The following is a 14,843-nucleotide window of genomic DNA, read 5'->3' as shown; positions in this document are numbered from 1 at the left end:
AAAGCAAGTTTGCAGTCTATGCTCCTAAATAATATTAAACAAAAAAAAGCGACCTTTAAAGGGCCGCTTTTACTTTTGCTATAATTCGGATTAATATCTTCTTCCGCCACCGTTGTTACCATAGCCTCCGCGATTACCGCCACCGTAGCCACCGCCACGATTGCCACCACCGAAACCACCGCCACGGTTACCACCACCGAAACCACCACGGCTTCCGCCACGGTCTTCTCTCGGACGTGCTTCTGTTACGTTGATTACTTTTTCATCATAAGTAGCCTGGTTTAATTCTTCGATAGCCTTCCGGCCCATTTCGTCATCCTTTAATTCTACAAAACCGAATCCTCTTGAACGGCCTGTTTCTCTGTCTGTGATAACTCTAGCAGAAAGGATTTCACCATAATCTGCGAATAAATCGTTTAAGTCAGCGTCTGTGACGTTGTAACTCAAATTTGAAATGTAAAGATTCATTTATAAAAACTTATTTAGTTAATTGTTTATTGAGGATGAATAGAATAATAGTTGAATGAATATACTTTACAAATCTAAATTGCGAGTAAAACTTCAAATACAAGTTTAAATCAATCTCAATATACTGCAAATGTAAGATTTAATTTGAAACTATGATACTTTATGGCAATCTTTTTCTAACAAATCTTTTTCCCAAAACTCTTGTAAACAAACAATGATCATTTTTAAGGCCTTGTATCTACAAAGGCTCGATTTAGAAAAAAAATCTTTTGCCGGAAGCTCCTTTTTATAAAACACACTAAAATAACAGGCGGAATATATCATTTCCGCTTTTATTTCAGTTTTAATGTCATACCATAAACATAAAAGAGAGTTTGTCATGACGAAAGGAACAATTGGATTAAACGCAGGTACCATCTGGAATCTGTTGCTGGATGGTGGATGTTGGAGTTTTGAGGAGTTGAAGAAAGCAACTTCTTTGTGTGAAGCTGATTTATGGTCTGCAATCGGTTGGCTAGCCCGCGAAAACAAGATTCAGATCAAAAGTGCCAGTAGCCAGATCGCTTTTTGTCCGGGGATGAATTTCAATTATTAAAAGATGCCCTTTGATAAAAATAAAAAGCGACCTTTTCCAGATCGCTTTTTTTATTGTTTAACGGAATAATGAATTCACCACCAGACTGTCACCGTCATTCGGTGCGGGTTCCAGATCCAGCAACCGGGAAATGATCAAATATAAATTGACATTAGCCATTACCGGCAATTCCACATTCTTTTTAAAAGACGGACCTGCCGCATAAAAGATAGCCTCCATCTCAGGTGCGAAATTATCATAGCCGTGAGTTGCTCCCGGATAAGGATAAGATTTTTCACGAAAATGCAGATAGGTCCCTATATGGGGAAGTACGACCAGGTCACCTATCCGGGGATTACTCCCATAGACGTATTCTGCCGGTATTTCGTTTTTCTTCCAGACCGTAACATTCGGGACTTTTTTTAGAATATTATAAGCTGTCTCCGTATAACTTTTCTTCGGATAGAGCAAAGTCGGGACACCGTCAAAAATATAATCGAAACTATCGCGGGGCAAATAATCGTTCAGATTGACATATTTCTCCGGCGTATAGGTTGCCATCCCATGATCGGAAAGGACTATAAAATCGATTTTATCAAAAACATCCAGTTTACGGGCTTCATTAAAGAAATGATTCAAGACCCGGTCCAGTTCTTCTACTTTATGCAAGGTTGCCGAAGAATCCGGTGTACAGATATGCCCGATCCCATCGGGTTCCTCTATATACCACATAACCAGGTGAGGACGTATATCTTCCGGCAAACGTAACCACGCTACCACAGAGTCGGCACGGTCCGAATAAGGAATATGCTTATCAAAAGGCTTCCAGATAGAAGGCTGACGTCCCTGAATCGAATACTCGCTGCCCACCCAGAAAAAAGAAGCCGCATGCACACCTTGCTTCTCTGCCGTATTCCAGATCGGTTCACCTCCGTAAAAGCCCGGTGTCGGATCTGCCATGCGATAAATACTATCCAGGTCGGGAGCATAGAAGAAATTATTGATCAGACCATGATGGTCCGGATGCAAGCCGGTCGCCATACTGTAATGGTTAGGGAAAGTAACGCTGGGAAACGAGGGACGAAAAGCGGCACGTATCCCGACTTTCGCCAGAGAATCCAATGTCGGAGTATAAGCACGGTCGGGATAATCGGAACGGAAACCATCCATAGAAAGGACCACGACGTAACGGTCATTATGTTTTGACGAAGAACAACCGGAAAAAGTAATGCCGGCCAGAATCACGCATCCTAAAAGCAAACTTATATATCTTTTCATAATCATATCACCTCAAAAAGAAAGAGGTTCACAAAGATAGTGAACCTCTTCCGATTATTTAATTCAAATCATAAAATACGCGTTAGAAAATATAACGTAAACCTATCTGAGCCTGCCAGCGTGAAGTTATAGCCGTATTCGTATACATATCACCCGGATCACGGAACTGATAAGTAAACTGACCATCTTTACCTGCAAAAGCAGCTACAGGAGTCAGATCATAACCTGTGGAAGTCTGATGATATAATCCCCATTTCTTATTGAACAAATTCCCAACATTCAATATATCAAAATTAACTTGCAATGTATGTCTTCTACCAGCCACATTCATAAAGAAATTTTGTGCAATATGGAAATCAAAATGATGCTCGAACGGCATTACCAATTGATTACGCTTAATATGATCTCCCTTTGTATCCCTGATATCTTTATTTCCTTCAATCCATTTGACAAAAGCATCTTTTTGCTCTGCCGCGGTAAAAGTGACCTTTCCGTTAGATACAATATCCGTAAAGAGCATTTTCTCACGCTCTGCGTCTGTCGGTATATATAACAAGTCATTCCCATAACCGTCACCATTTATATCATTGGAATAAAGCAGAGAATAGCGACCGCCGGTTTGCCCATTATAAAACAGACTTACTGTAGTAGCAAAATGTCCGGCATATTCTTTTGTATAAGAAACCGAAGCGACTATACGGTTACGCACATCAAACATAGACCAACTTAACTCGGGGGCAACATCTCCTCCATAAACAGGATTATATTTCCAACCTGAATATGCCTGTGAAGAATTTCCATCTGTTAAAGATTTTGCCTGTCCGTAAGAATATGCAACCATCGCATTTAAACCGAAATCAAAAGGCTTTTCAACCTTGGCTGTTATATTATACGTATATCCTTTATTCGTATTAGTCAGATACATAATTTGTGTAAAATTGGCATCGACTTGTTTGTAGGTGGGACGATTATCTCCTCCATTATTCAAACTACCGGTATGTTGATAATTGATATTTTCATATAAAATATTATTTAAGGTTTTTGAATACAAACCTTCTAAACTAACACGGATATCATAAGGTAATGTATGTTCCACAGCTAAATTGGTACGAAAAACAGATGGATATTTGAAATCTTTATCGACAACATTTACTTCCGATGTGCCCGGCGATTCGTATTGTTTGGACGGATCAATATTGAAATGGAAACCATCAGGTTTGATTTGAGGCATATTTCTGAAATTAAAAGAAGTACGGCTTACTTCAATACCGGTATTTGTAAAGCTATTTGATATCCAAACGAAAGGAATACGTCCGGTAAAAATACCGATTCCTCCACGAACCAAAGTCCTGCGGTCTTCATCCGGATTCCAGCGAAAACCCACGCGAGGCGACCACAACACCTTAGTGGAAGGCAGCTGGTTAGTTGCCACTTTGTATTGCTTTGCTATGTCTGAATTATTAAATGCTTCATTTGCCAGCGGTTTATCGAAAAACAAAGGGATATCCATTCGCACTCCATAAGTCAACCTCAATAAATTCGTTACATTCCATTCATCCTGTACATAAAAGCCTAATTGCGCAGCACCAAATTCTGGAGCCCATCGGTCAGTCCCGGTTATTTCCGTACGTGCTACCGAATAATCATAATATTTGGGAGCGACTTCATTTGCTGTCCCCACCGAGAGGAAATCGTCCAATGAGCTATAAGTATAGGAACCATAATTGTTTGCCAGATATAAATTGCTCATTTTAAAAAATTCATTATATGTTCCCACTGTGATCGCATGGTTTCCCACCATTTTAGTCAGGTTATCCGTCAACGTAAAAATATCCTGATTCAAAGCATTCGCCATTGAAAATCTCTCCGTCCCAAATTCCAGTGATGTATTACCGGACAATTGTTCAATCTTAACATAAGGCATAGCCTGTCCTAACGGATCACGATTATCCCTGACACGGGTCCATCCCATACGTAACTCATTCGCCAACAAAGGATTTATTTGCGTATTCAATTCCGCAACAATTGAATGAGTGGAATTCTTCATATAATAACCATTATCATTCAGACGAGCAGCGGCTGGTTTGTTTGAAAAATTCATACTGCGTGCATCAAGCAAGCTATACCGGAGGGTAAATTTATTTTTATCATTTGCATTCCAGTCGATACGTGCCAGGAATTTATTCGAATAAGTATCCACATCCAACGGGCCATAACCACCACCGTTATAACCGCCTGTTAATTGAGATATCTTATCAATAATCAGACCCACTTCGTTTTTATCTAATTTGGAACTTTCAGTCCCAATGTTGTTAGTTGTAGGATAAACCTCCTTTACCCGTTCAAAGTTTGTAAAAAAGAATAATTTATTTTTGATGATCGGACCACCTAAAGTTACTCCGTATGTCTCAGACGACTGATCATCCAAGCGTGTACGTTCCTTTGCATTTCCTGGTGTCTTTCCATAAAATTTCTCATTATTATAATATCCGTAAACAGAACCATGGAACGCATTTGTACCTGATTTCGTGATCGCATTAATTCCACCACCGGTAAATCCGCTTTGCCGGACATCAAACGGCGCAATTACCACTTGAATTTCTTCAATGGCATCCAAAGAGATCGGGTTTGCCCCCGCTTGATCACCATTTGTTCCGCTGGCAGACAAACCGAACACATCATTATTCGCCGTCCCGTCAATTTGAAAAGAGTTGTATTTATTACTTGAACCGACAAACGACATCCCGCTACTCGTATTGATTCCCATCGGATTCATTTTAGTAATATCGAAAATGCTACGATTTACTGTAGGAGTCGAAAGAATTTGTGATTGGTTGAAGTTTTGAGCCGCTCCTGTTTTCTGGGAATTGAACAACGCAGCTTTCGAGGCAGTGACAACGACTTCATCCAACGATAACGACTCAGTCAGTTTCACATCCAACAAATACGTTTCACCCAACTGAAGGGTAATGTTTTTATATACGGCTTTCTGAAATCCTACATACGAGACTTCTACCGTATAAGGGCCACCGATACGCATTCCCTGTAAACTATAACGTCCGTCGGCATTAGTAACAGTGCCATAAGTAGTACCGGAGGGTTCGTGAACGGCCTGCACTGTAGCACCGATCAGAAGTTCTCCTTCTGCCGTCACTTTACCACTGATCCCGGATGTTGTAACCTGTGCATTCACAGCAAATGTCAGACAAAAAAGAAAAAGAACAAACACAGATAAGTTCTTCATACTAGATGGTATTTAAAATAAAACAATCGAAACACTTTTTATATAACGCCGCAAAGATATATAATCTATGTTACCAAAACATTACGATTCCGTTTGATTTTTATGGACTTTCTTAAATATTTCGATTTTCCCGCAAACTATCTGCTATATCCTGATGTTGTTGTGCCAGTTCTTCTTCACCGACAAAACGGTAAGCTTCCGCCAGATATTCATGCGCAGAAGCATGTTTCGGTTTGATGGATACCGCCTTTTGAAGGTCGGCGACCGCCTCCTCATAATACTTCATACGCAAATAACATTTCCCGCGATTATAACGGGCTTTGAATGAAAGAGGACTCAGCCTGACAGCTTCGTTCAAAGCAACCTGCGCATCGTATGTTTCTCCAAGATCCAATAAAGTCACGCCTTTGCGCACCCAGGCATCCACATATTCGGGATATAGTTTCAAGGCTTTGTCGAATGAGCGGAGAGCTGCATTCGGGTCATTGGCTTTCGTGACACACTCATTTCCCATCAGATAATATTCATGGGCATATTCTTTGAGGATTTCACGCTGTGCATACAGATCTTCCTTCAGTTTCCTGATCTCCGCCTGTTGCGAATTTATACGTTGAAGTTTGGAACGGAGCAGACGCTGTACCAACGGCTTATCGAGTTCGTTGCGTTTTCCGACAGCCTGTGCCAACGATTCCACTGCATTTTTCATATTTCCACGGTTAAAATCATGCGCGGCACGGGCATACAAAAGTTCGGCTTCACTTTCACGAAGACTCTTTTCTATCAGTTCCTTGCTGTTAAAAATCTGACTGAACTGAACGATCTCTTTACGGACAAAAATATCATGAGAAGTCACCCTGCTTTTCAGAACCAGCCCCTCGAGCGATGTGCTACGACTCAGGGCTACATAGGTCTGCCCACCGGCAAATACACCTCCCGTCAGATCGACAACGACCCGGTTGAAGGTTAGTCCCTGACTTTTATGCACAGTAATCGCCCAGGCCAGGCGGATGGGCAATTGCTCAAAAGTTCCGACAATTTCTTCCTCTATTCTCTTTTCCTTTTCGTTGTATTTATATTTGTAATTGCGCCATGAGGTAGGTTCGACCAGATGTTCGATCCCATTTTCCAGCAGGACATATATATTCCCGTTTTCATCAATGCCGGAAACCATTCCGATAGTACCATTTACCCAACGACGCTCGTGATCATTATCGATAAAGATCACTTGTGCCTGTTCCTTGATCGCCAGATTCAGTTGCGTAGGCAAAGAGGATTCCGGAAAATCCCCCTCTATACGTCCGGTAGAGATAAATTCATCACCGGGCAGCTCCGACAATCTTTTTTCATTGATGAAATCGACCTGATCGCGACGGGTGGCAAGCGTAATGTACATGTCCTCATTATTCGGCGTAAATTCAGGGAAGTAACGGGCATTTAAAATATCCAGTTCCTGCTTCCTTGCAGCATTACTCCGTATCCGGTCCAATATATTGATAAATACAGGATCGGTCTGGCGATAGACTTTCTGTAATTCGATCGGTACCAGGTTGATCGACTGAAATACTCTTGCCGAAAAGAAAAACGGACTGGCATAGAACAGGCTCAATATCTCTTTCTGGTCGGATGGCACAACCGGTTCCAACTGGAACACATCTCCCACGAATAACAGCTGTTTTCCACCAAACGGCAAACGCATATTCCCGGAAAAAACACGCAAAATACGGTCCACACAATCGATAATATCCGCTCTTACCATCGAAATCTCATCGATAATAATCAGTTCGACCTCCGAAATAATCTTTCTGTGTTCTTTTCTATATTTAAAGAATTCGAAAATCCGACCATCTTTCAGACTCAGGTCGGGATCATCCGGAAGCATCGGACGAAACGGCAGCTTAAAGAAAGAATGCAAAGTCACCCCTTCCGCATTGATAGCAGCGATACCTGTAGGGGCCAATACAACATGTTTTTTCTTCGTATGCGAACAGATATATTTGAGAAAAGTAGATTTGCCCGTCCCCGCTTTCCCTGTCAGGAAAACAGACTGACGGGTATGAGTAATCAGTTGCAGGGCATCCTGAAACTCTCTGTTGTCCGTATCTAGTTGAAATTCCAATCGTGTAAATTTTGAGTAGACAAAGCTAAATAATATTTTAAATATCCTCTTATAAAAAAGGGATATTTTATTTGGTTATATACAGATAATTGTTTTAATTTGTGATATCAAAATAATATCAAATATAAATTATTATGAAAGCACAAGAAAAAGCATTTGACGGCATTAGGCTCTCCGGTTTCCTGGCCATATTATTTATCCTGGTAATACTGGGCGCTTCCATTTTCATGTTCACACTGAAACAACCCTGGAGTATTGTTTTAGGCATTATTGGTGCACTATGTGCAATTTTCATGTGTTACGGATTAATCATTATTCAGCCGAACAATTCACGGGTCATGACATTCTTCGGAAAATATGTCGGCACAATTATCGAGAATGGCTTTTTCTGGGTAAATCCACTTTTATTGAAAACAAAAGTGACCCTGCGTATTTTCAACCTGAATCTGGAGCCGATCAAAGTGAACGACAAAGTAGGTAATCCGGTAATGATCGGAGCTGTAGTGGTATGGAGAATCAAAGATACATATAAAGCGACCTTCGATATTTCAGGAGATGTCAAATCTTTCGTTCAGATCCAAAGTGACGCTGCCTTACGTCAGGTCGCCGGAATGTATGCATACGATACAAACGAAACAACCGACAAAGTAACATTGCGTTCCGATAACGAAGGGGAAGTAACCCAACGACTCGAAGACGAACTGAACAGCCGTCTCACGCTTGCCGGAATAGAAGTGGTGGAAGCACGTATCAATTATCTGGCTTATGCTTCTGAAATTGCTGGTGTTATGCTTCGCCGCCAACAGGCTGATGCCATCATTGCAGCCCGGGAACGTATCGTAGAAGGGGCAGTCAGTATGGTTCATCTGGCATTGGAGAAACTGGAGAAAGACAGTATTGTCGAACTCGATGAAGAAAAGAAAGCAACCATGGTAAGCAATTTACTGGTAGTTCTTTGCGCGGATGAATCAGCCCAGCCTGTTATTAACACAGGTACATTATATCAATGATCCTAAATTTTTAATATTAATATAAGAGTGATGGCCAAAAAAGAGAATGCAACCAAAAACTTTGTTCTGCGAATTGATGCAGAGATGATGGATGCTATCGAAAAATGGGCTGCGGATGAATTCCGCAGCACCAATGGCCAGATCCAGTACATCCTGGACCAGGCACTACGAAAAGCAGGCCGTTTAAAAAAGAAAAAACAATCAAAACAAGAAGAGGAGTAAAAGACAATAACTCCTGAACACTTCCGGAAGATATTTTAGTTTCATTCGGAAGAAAAACAAAATACCTCCGAAAGAAATTCTAAATTCTCCCGGAGGTATTTTTATTTCAGTATTTAAAAGAGTAAGTAGCAAATAAAATAAATACAAGAAGCATTATTTAGCGACTGATGAACAGCCACGCATCTTTGTACTTTTCATTCATACGCAAGGTCGCCATATAGCTTTCAGCTTGTTCACGGTTATCGAATTTATCCGCATAAATACGGTACTTCCCGTCACGAACAACCTTACTTACATGTTTACATTCTTGACGGTCTACACCTGCTATGTATTTATCAGCCTGGTCTTCCGTTGGAAAACTTGCGATTACAATGTGGTACATTTTAAGATTAGGCTTAGCTATTGCCGGTTCAGGGGTAATCTTTTGCCTTTTCACTTCACGGGACGGAGCTACAGCAGCAACTTTACGCTCAGTCTTCACTTCATTGATTTCAGGTGCAATCGTTTCTTCCGAAGCAATTTCCTCTGCCGGCTTTATTCCAGGAGCACTTTTCACAACCATCTCTGTCGGAACAAAACTCGCTGTATAGGCCGCCTGATTGACATCCTTTACCGGAGTCGACACAAGCAAGAATAAAGCGACTGCTGCTGCCGAAGCCGCAGCGACACGAAGTAATTTCCGGTTAACCGGTATATATAATATATCTTTCTTTCTCTTTCGGGTAAGTAAAGCAACCTCTTCACGCTCTGCCAAAACAGGCTGAAGTTGCGGGAAATTGAATGAAACCAAGCCATAAGAACCCACACTGAAAGCATCAGATTCTCCCGGGTGAAAAATAACTTGTCCTTCCATCCCAAGGCTAAAGGAACCTAGCACACCCAAAGATAATTTTTTATCTTCCTGTAAAACCACTTTCATATCTGCCACATCTTCTTCCAACATCAATTGCGCTTTCCGGTAATTGACATCATACATCTGCATATATGATTCCGAAAGCAACCCGTCGTTATGCTGCAATGTGACATTAAAAACGATTTCTTTTCGTTGGGGATTGAACAAATGTTCTTTTTCATCATATACAGCAGAAACAGCCTGCAGTACAAACCCACCAAATCCCGGTACAATCACACAGTCGTGTACCAGTAATAATCGTTCTATATGTGTTATTATCCTAAGCATAAGACAAAGGTAGATATTTATTAGTGAATTTACAAAACAAACAACGGTACAATTTTCTACCTTTGTATCTCAAACAAATAATATGTACTGGTCAACTCAATCGATATATTTACTTAGGGTTATTCCTTTTCTGGGCGGATGGCTGGCAGATCGTCTGTTAGGCGATCCAGAAGGCTGGCCCCATCCTATCGTCTGGTTCGGAAAACTCATTTCTTTCGGAGAAAAAAGACTCAATCAAGGGGAGAACCGCTTTTATAAAGGAGGTTTACTGACATTGGTCCTCGTCGCCGGTGTTTATCTTCTGACCCGTTTATTGCTTTTATCGGCTATATTCATAAATACACAATTATATGCCATCCTCATCGGGATCGGTGTTTTTTATTGTCTGGCTGGAAAAACTCTGATCACGGAAGTCAAAGCTGTTTTTGAAGCAGTAGACCGCAGCGTGGAAGAAGGACGCACACAAGTAGGACGCATCGTAGGACGCGATACCTCCGACTTATCCCCGCAAGAGATCAGAGCTGCCGCCCTTGAAACATTGGCTGAAAACCTGAGTGACGGAGTGATCGCCCCGATGTTCTGGTTCGGCTTTCTGGGACTGCCCGGAATGATGGCCTATAAAATGATCAATACGCTCGATTCAATGATCGGTTACAAGAATGAGCGATACAAGGATTTCGGACAAGCGGCTGCCCGGCTGGACGATGTCGCCAATTATATACCAGCCCGGCTGACAGCCTGTTTGATGTTACTGGTTTCCGGCAACTGGCATAAAAGAGATTTTCTGACGCGCTTCGGTCGTGCACATCTCAGTCCGAACTCAGGTTATCCTGAAGCGGCGCTGGCTGCCATTCTGGATTGCCGTTTCGGAGGAACGCACGACTATTTCGGACAGGCTGTAGAAAAACCTCATATCGGAGTTAACGACCGGCCTTTCACGACAGAAGATATGTTAATAGCAACTAAAATAAACAGCAATACAGAACTAGCTATGGGATTGCTTGTTTGTCTTCTATCATTATTATTGCAATAAAAAAATTATACGAATATGGAAATAAGACTAAACAAACTGCTTAGTGACGCAGGTCTTTGCTCCCGCAGGGAGGCAGACAAATTCATCGAAATGGGACGGGTTACCGTCAATGGTAAACTGCCCGAAGTCGGACAGAAAGTAAGTAAGACGGATATCATCATGCTCGATGATATTCAGGTCAATTTCAAACAGGCACAGGAACATGCCCGTACGGGTGCAGGAAAAACTCAAAATCTCATCTTTGGTGAAGCGACTGCAAAAGTTGAGAAAAAAGAAAAAATCGTAGAGGCCAACACTCCTGCCACAAATGCTCCTGCTACCGAAAAAAAGAAATCTTCCGGTTCCGGCAGTAAATTAAGACCCGGTAAATATGTCAAATATAACAAATATGCAGCCGCAAGAAAGGCGGCTAAAAGCGGAGAAAAACCAAAAGAAAAACTGACAACGGAAGAAAAGGCACTCAAAGAGGCTATGCGCCCAAAGTTCGGTAAATCTTTAGGAAGAGCTGCCGTTGCACAACGTCTCGCAGCTTCCCCGAAATCTGCCAGTTTGCGGAAAACGAGTAAGAACAATCCGATAAATAAAGCGAAACGAACTGCTGCCCGCAATAAGCCGAAAGGAGAATAAAGCGATGCCTGACAAACATATCGTACTGGTAACAGGAGGACAACGTTCCGGCAAAAGCGGATATGCACAAAAGTTAGCCTTATCATTAAGCGCTAACCCGGTCTATCTGGCTACATCCCGTGTATGGGATGAAGAATTCCGCCAACGTGTTCTCCGCCACCAGGCCGACCGCGGTCCGGAATGGACAAACATCGAAGAAGAAAAATACCTGAGCCATCACAACCTGAATGGGCGGGTAGTCGTAATAGACTGTGTCACCTTGTGGGGTACTAATTTCTTTTTTGACAACGACAGCAATGTCGAATTGTCTCTTAAAGAACTGAATGAAGAATTCAACCGGCTGGTCGAACAGCATGCTTATCTCATATTCGTTACCAATGAAATAGGATTAGGAGGTGTCTCCCCTGATCCGGTACAGCGCAAATTCACGGACCTGCAGGGATGGCTAAACCAATACATAGCCTCCCGTGCCGATGAAGTCGTACTGATGATAAGCGGAATACCCATGAAAATAAAAGAATAACAAAATAATAGAACAATGATTACCTTTCATATTGAAAAACCGGATACTGCTATTGCGGAAGCACTACAAGACAAAATAAATAATCTGACCAAACCCAAAGGTTCGTTGGGCAGATTGGAAGAAATTGCTCTCCAGGTCGGACTGATCCAGCAGACACTTACACCAGCTTTAACGCATCCGATGAATGTTATATATGCCTCTGATCACGGCATTGCCGATGAAGGCGTTAGCAAATCTCCCAAGGAAGTCACCCGCCAAGTGATTCACAACTTTCTGAATGGCGGAGCCGGTGTCTGTTTCCTGGCTCGTCAGCATGGTTTTGAAATAAAAATAGTCGATGGCGGGGTCGATTTCGATTTTCCTGCAATACCACAATTGATAGACCGGAAAATCAGGAAAGGTACCCGGAACTTCCTGCACGAAGCCGCCATGACCCGTGAAGAAATGGAGTTGGCCCTTCAGTATGGAGCCGATATTGCCTCTGACTGCCATAAAGAAGGATGCAATGTCATCAGTTTCGGAGAAATGGGCATAGGCAATACAGCTGCGTCAAGTATGTGGATGACTTGCCTCACAGGTATTCCCCTGATCGAATGTGTAGGTGCCGGAAGTGGTTTGGACAGCATCGGTGTGCAACATAAATATAAAGTATTGAAAGCAGCCCTTGAAAATTACAAAGGCGATAACAGTACATTGGATGTGATCGGTTATTTCGGAGGTTATGAAATGGTCATGGCTGTTGGTGGAATGCTTCGGGCTGCAGAACTCAAAATGGTGATTCTCGTAGATGGCTTTATAATGACCAATTGTGTGTTGGCAGCTTCCCGCCTATATCCGGAAATACTTCCTTATTGCATATTCGGACATTGCGGAGACGAAGCCGGACACAGAAAGGTGTTGGATGTACTTCAGGCAGAACCGGTCTTAAATCTGGGATTACGTTTAGGAGAAGGTTCCGGTTCAGTTTGCGCTTACCCGATTATCGACTCGGCTGTACGTATGATCAATGAAATGCATACATTCCAACAAGCTGCAGTAACTAAATATTTCTAACCGGATGGTCTTCCATTCCTAACATTTATATATATGTTACGTATACTGGCTGCATTCATATTCTTTACACGTCTACCTTTCTGGAAACTGGCAGAGGTTCCCACCGAATATTTCAAAAATATAGTCAGCCGATGGGCGCTGGTCGGTTGGTTCACTGCCGGATTGATGGTTATCGTATTGTATGCAAGTTCCCTTATTCTACCAGCCGGAGTTGCCGTAGCCCTGGCTATGATAACCCGATTATTGATTACTGGCTGTTTGCATGAAGACGGACTGGCCGATTTTTTTGACGGATTTGGAGGAGGAACCAACCGGGAACGGGTATTGGCCATTATGAAAGATTCCCACATAGGTAGTTACGGAGTAATCGGTTTAATCTGCTATTTGGGCTTGTATTATCTATTACTCAGCAGTCTTCCTGTTGAATTGGCTGGTTGTGCCATCTTAGCGGGTGATCCTTATAGCAAAGGAGTGGCAGGGATGATCATCAACCGTCTCCCTTATGCCCGAAAAGAGGAAGAAGCTAAAAGTAAAACGATCTATAGCCGCATGACGACAGGAGAATATCTGTTCAGTCTGATTTGCCTGCTAGTTCCTTTATGCTGGCTACCGAAACCCGTTTATTTTCTGGCCGGTCTTCTTCCGGTTGCTACCTGGTATATGCTGACTACACTTATGAAAAAGAAAATACAAGGATATACCGGTGATTGTTGCGGAGCCACATTTTTACTTTGCGAATTGAGCTTTTATCTCGGGATAACTGTTATATATACAACAACACTTTAGAAAGTCACTATATGAATATCTATTTGATCAGACACACCTCTGTCGACGTTCCTGCAGGCTACGCATACGGACAGACAGATGTTGCATTACGTCCTTCCTTTGAAGAAGAGGCTGAAAAAGTAAAAGAATCGCTCTCCGGACTCACTTTCAATAAAGTCTGGTGCAGTCCGCTTACACGTTGCGTACGTCTCGCCTCTTACTGTGGTTATCCGGATGCAATCCGGGAAGACCGGGTAAAAGAACTTAATTTCGGGGAATGGGAGATGAAGTCATGGGAAGAGTTATCTTCCGATCCTCGTTCCGAAGCCTGGTTTGCAGATTGGATCGATACCAAAACACCGGAAGGGGAGTCTTTAAAAGATCAATATGTACGTGTCAGTTCATTTCTTGATGAAATAAGAGAGAGTGGATTAGAGAATGTCTGCATATTCGCTCACGGAGGCGTTTTAACCTGTGCACGGGTTTATGCCGGAGAATATGACATCAAAGAAGCCTTCAAGAATGTACCTTCCTACGGAGAAATCATAAAACTTTCCTTTGACTAAATATCTACACTCCCCCTTCCCCTTCTCAAAAGAGGGCAGGGAGTGTATTATCTATACTGCTCATAAATTCATGCTCAATGTATCATTCAATTCTGATAAAAAGTGAAACCATGATAAATGAAAAAGGAGTCCACTCTTTCGAATGAACTCCTTTCTACCTTTCAGCTCTCGCTTACTAAAACGG

Annotated in this window: 14 protein-coding genes; 9 read left to right on the top strand and 5 right to left on the bottom strand. The window is 42.2% G+C overall.

Features of this window, described 5'->3' with window-relative positions:
* Positions 1-90: 90 nt before the first annotated feature.
* Entirely contained in the window at positions 91-468 is a 378-nt protein-coding gene (locus tag DWX23_RS14185) for an RNA-binding protein (protein ID WP_122356366.1), read from the bottom strand.
* 379 nt (positions 469-847) lie between these two features.
* Here DWX23_RS14185 and DWX23_RS14180 point away from each other — a divergent pair, with 379 nt between their 5' ends.
* Positions 848-1,063, top strand: a complete 216-nt coding sequence (locus tag DWX23_RS14180; protein WP_122356368.1) for a winged helix-turn-helix domain-containing protein — start codon at positions 848-850, stop codon at positions 1,061-1,063.
* A gap of 57 nt (positions 1,064-1,120) precedes the next feature.
* Here DWX23_RS14180 and DWX23_RS14175 read toward each other — a convergent pair whose 3' ends face one another.
* From DWX23_RS14175 to DWX23_RS14165, 3 genes are all read right to left on the bottom strand, one after another.
* Positions 1,121-2,320: an ectonucleotide pyrophosphatase/phosphodiesterase gene (locus DWX23_RS14175; RefSeq protein ID WP_122375109.1), complete on the bottom strand. Its 1,200-nt coding sequence runs from the start codon at positions 2,318-2,320 to the stop codon at positions 1,121-1,123.
* 82 nt (positions 2,321-2,402) lie between these two features.
* Positions 2,403-5,564, bottom strand: coding sequence for a carboxypeptidase regulatory-like domain-containing protein (locus DWX23_RS14170; protein WP_122374964.1), 3,162 nt, complete (start codon positions 5,562-5,564; stop codon positions 2,403-2,405).
* A 112-nt stretch (positions 5,565-5,676) separates the two neighbouring features.
* Complete coding sequence (locus DWX23_RS14165) at positions 5,677-7,680, bottom strand: tetratricopeptide repeat protein (protein ID WP_122374963.1); 2,004 nt, start codon at positions 7,678-7,680, stop codon at positions 5,677-5,679.
* A gap of 134 nt (positions 7,681-7,814) precedes the next feature.
* Here DWX23_RS14165 and DWX23_RS14160 point away from each other — a divergent pair, with 134 nt between their 5' ends.
* Both DWX23_RS14160 and DWX23_RS14155 read left to right on the top strand, forming a co-directional pair.
* Positions 7,815-8,690, top strand: coding sequence for an SPFH domain-containing protein (locus DWX23_RS14160; protein WP_122356376.1), 876 nt, complete (start codon positions 7,815-7,817; stop codon positions 8,688-8,690).
* Between the two features lie 30 nt (positions 8,691-8,720).
* The gene (locus tag DWX23_RS14155) at positions 8,721-8,912 is read left to right on the top strand and encodes an Arc family DNA-binding protein (RefSeq protein WP_122356378.1); all 192 of its coding nucleotides are present in this window, start codon (positions 8,721-8,723) and stop codon (positions 8,910-8,912) included.
* Positions 8,913-9,069: 157 nt separating this feature from the next.
* Here DWX23_RS14155 and DWX23_RS14150 read toward each other — a convergent pair whose 3' ends face one another.
* Positions 9,070-10,092: an SPOR domain-containing protein gene (locus DWX23_RS14150; protein WP_122374962.1), complete on the bottom strand. Its 1,023-nt coding sequence runs from the start codon at positions 10,090-10,092 to the stop codon at positions 9,070-9,072.
* 82 nt (positions 10,093-10,174) lie between these two features.
* On the opposite strand from DWX23_RS14150, the gene cbiB reads away from it, so the two are divergent.
* The 6 genes from cbiB to cobC are packed head-to-tail and all read left to right on the top strand — an operon-like array spanning position 10,175 to position 14,659.
* Complete coding sequence (gene cbiB / locus DWX23_RS14145; RefSeq protein WP_122374961.1) at positions 10,175-11,125, top strand: adenosylcobinamide-phosphate synthase CbiB; 951 nt, start codon at positions 10,175-10,177, stop codon at positions 11,123-11,125.
* 15 nt (positions 11,126-11,140) lie between these two features.
* A complete protein-coding gene (locus DWX23_RS14140; RefSeq protein ID WP_122374960.1) occupies positions 11,141-11,752 on the top strand; it encodes a S4 domain-containing protein in 612 nt (203 codons plus the stop codon).
* Positions 11,753-11,756: 4 nt separating this feature from the next.
* Entirely contained in the window at positions 11,757-12,275 is a 519-nt protein-coding gene (locus DWX23_RS14135) for a bifunctional adenosylcobinamide kinase/adenosylcobinamide-phosphate guanylyltransferase (protein WP_122374959.1), read from the top strand.
* A 15-nt stretch (positions 12,276-12,290) separates the two neighbouring features.
* Positions 12,291-13,328 (top strand): nicotinate-nucleotide--dimethylbenzimidazole phosphoribosyltransferase, encoded by a 1,038-nt coding sequence (gene cobT, locus DWX23_RS14130; protein WP_122374958.1) that lies wholly within the window; start codon positions 12,291-12,293, stop codon positions 13,326-13,328.
* A 33-nt stretch (positions 13,329-13,361) separates the two neighbouring features.
* Complete coding sequence (locus tag DWX23_RS14125; RefSeq protein ID WP_122374957.1) at positions 13,362-14,114, top strand: adenosylcobinamide-GDP ribazoletransferase; 753 nt, start codon at positions 13,362-13,364, stop codon at positions 14,112-14,114.
* A gap of 11 nt (positions 14,115-14,125) precedes the next feature.
* On the top strand, positions 14,126-14,659 hold the full coding sequence (cobC, locus tag DWX23_RS14120; RefSeq protein ID WP_122374956.1) for an alpha-ribazole phosphatase: 534 nt from the start codon (positions 14,126-14,128) through the stop codon (positions 14,657-14,659).
* Positions 14,660-14,843 lie beyond the last annotated feature (184 nt).

It is taken from the genome of Parabacteroides sp. AF18-52 (assembly GCF_003479145.1).
Classification (GTDB): Bacteria; Bacteroidota; Bacteroidia; order Bacteroidales; family Tannerellaceae; genus Parabacteroides; species Parabacteroides faecis.
The sequence above is the reverse complement of the archived record's forward strand: the minus strand, read 5'-3'. Positions and strand labels throughout refer to the sequence as shown.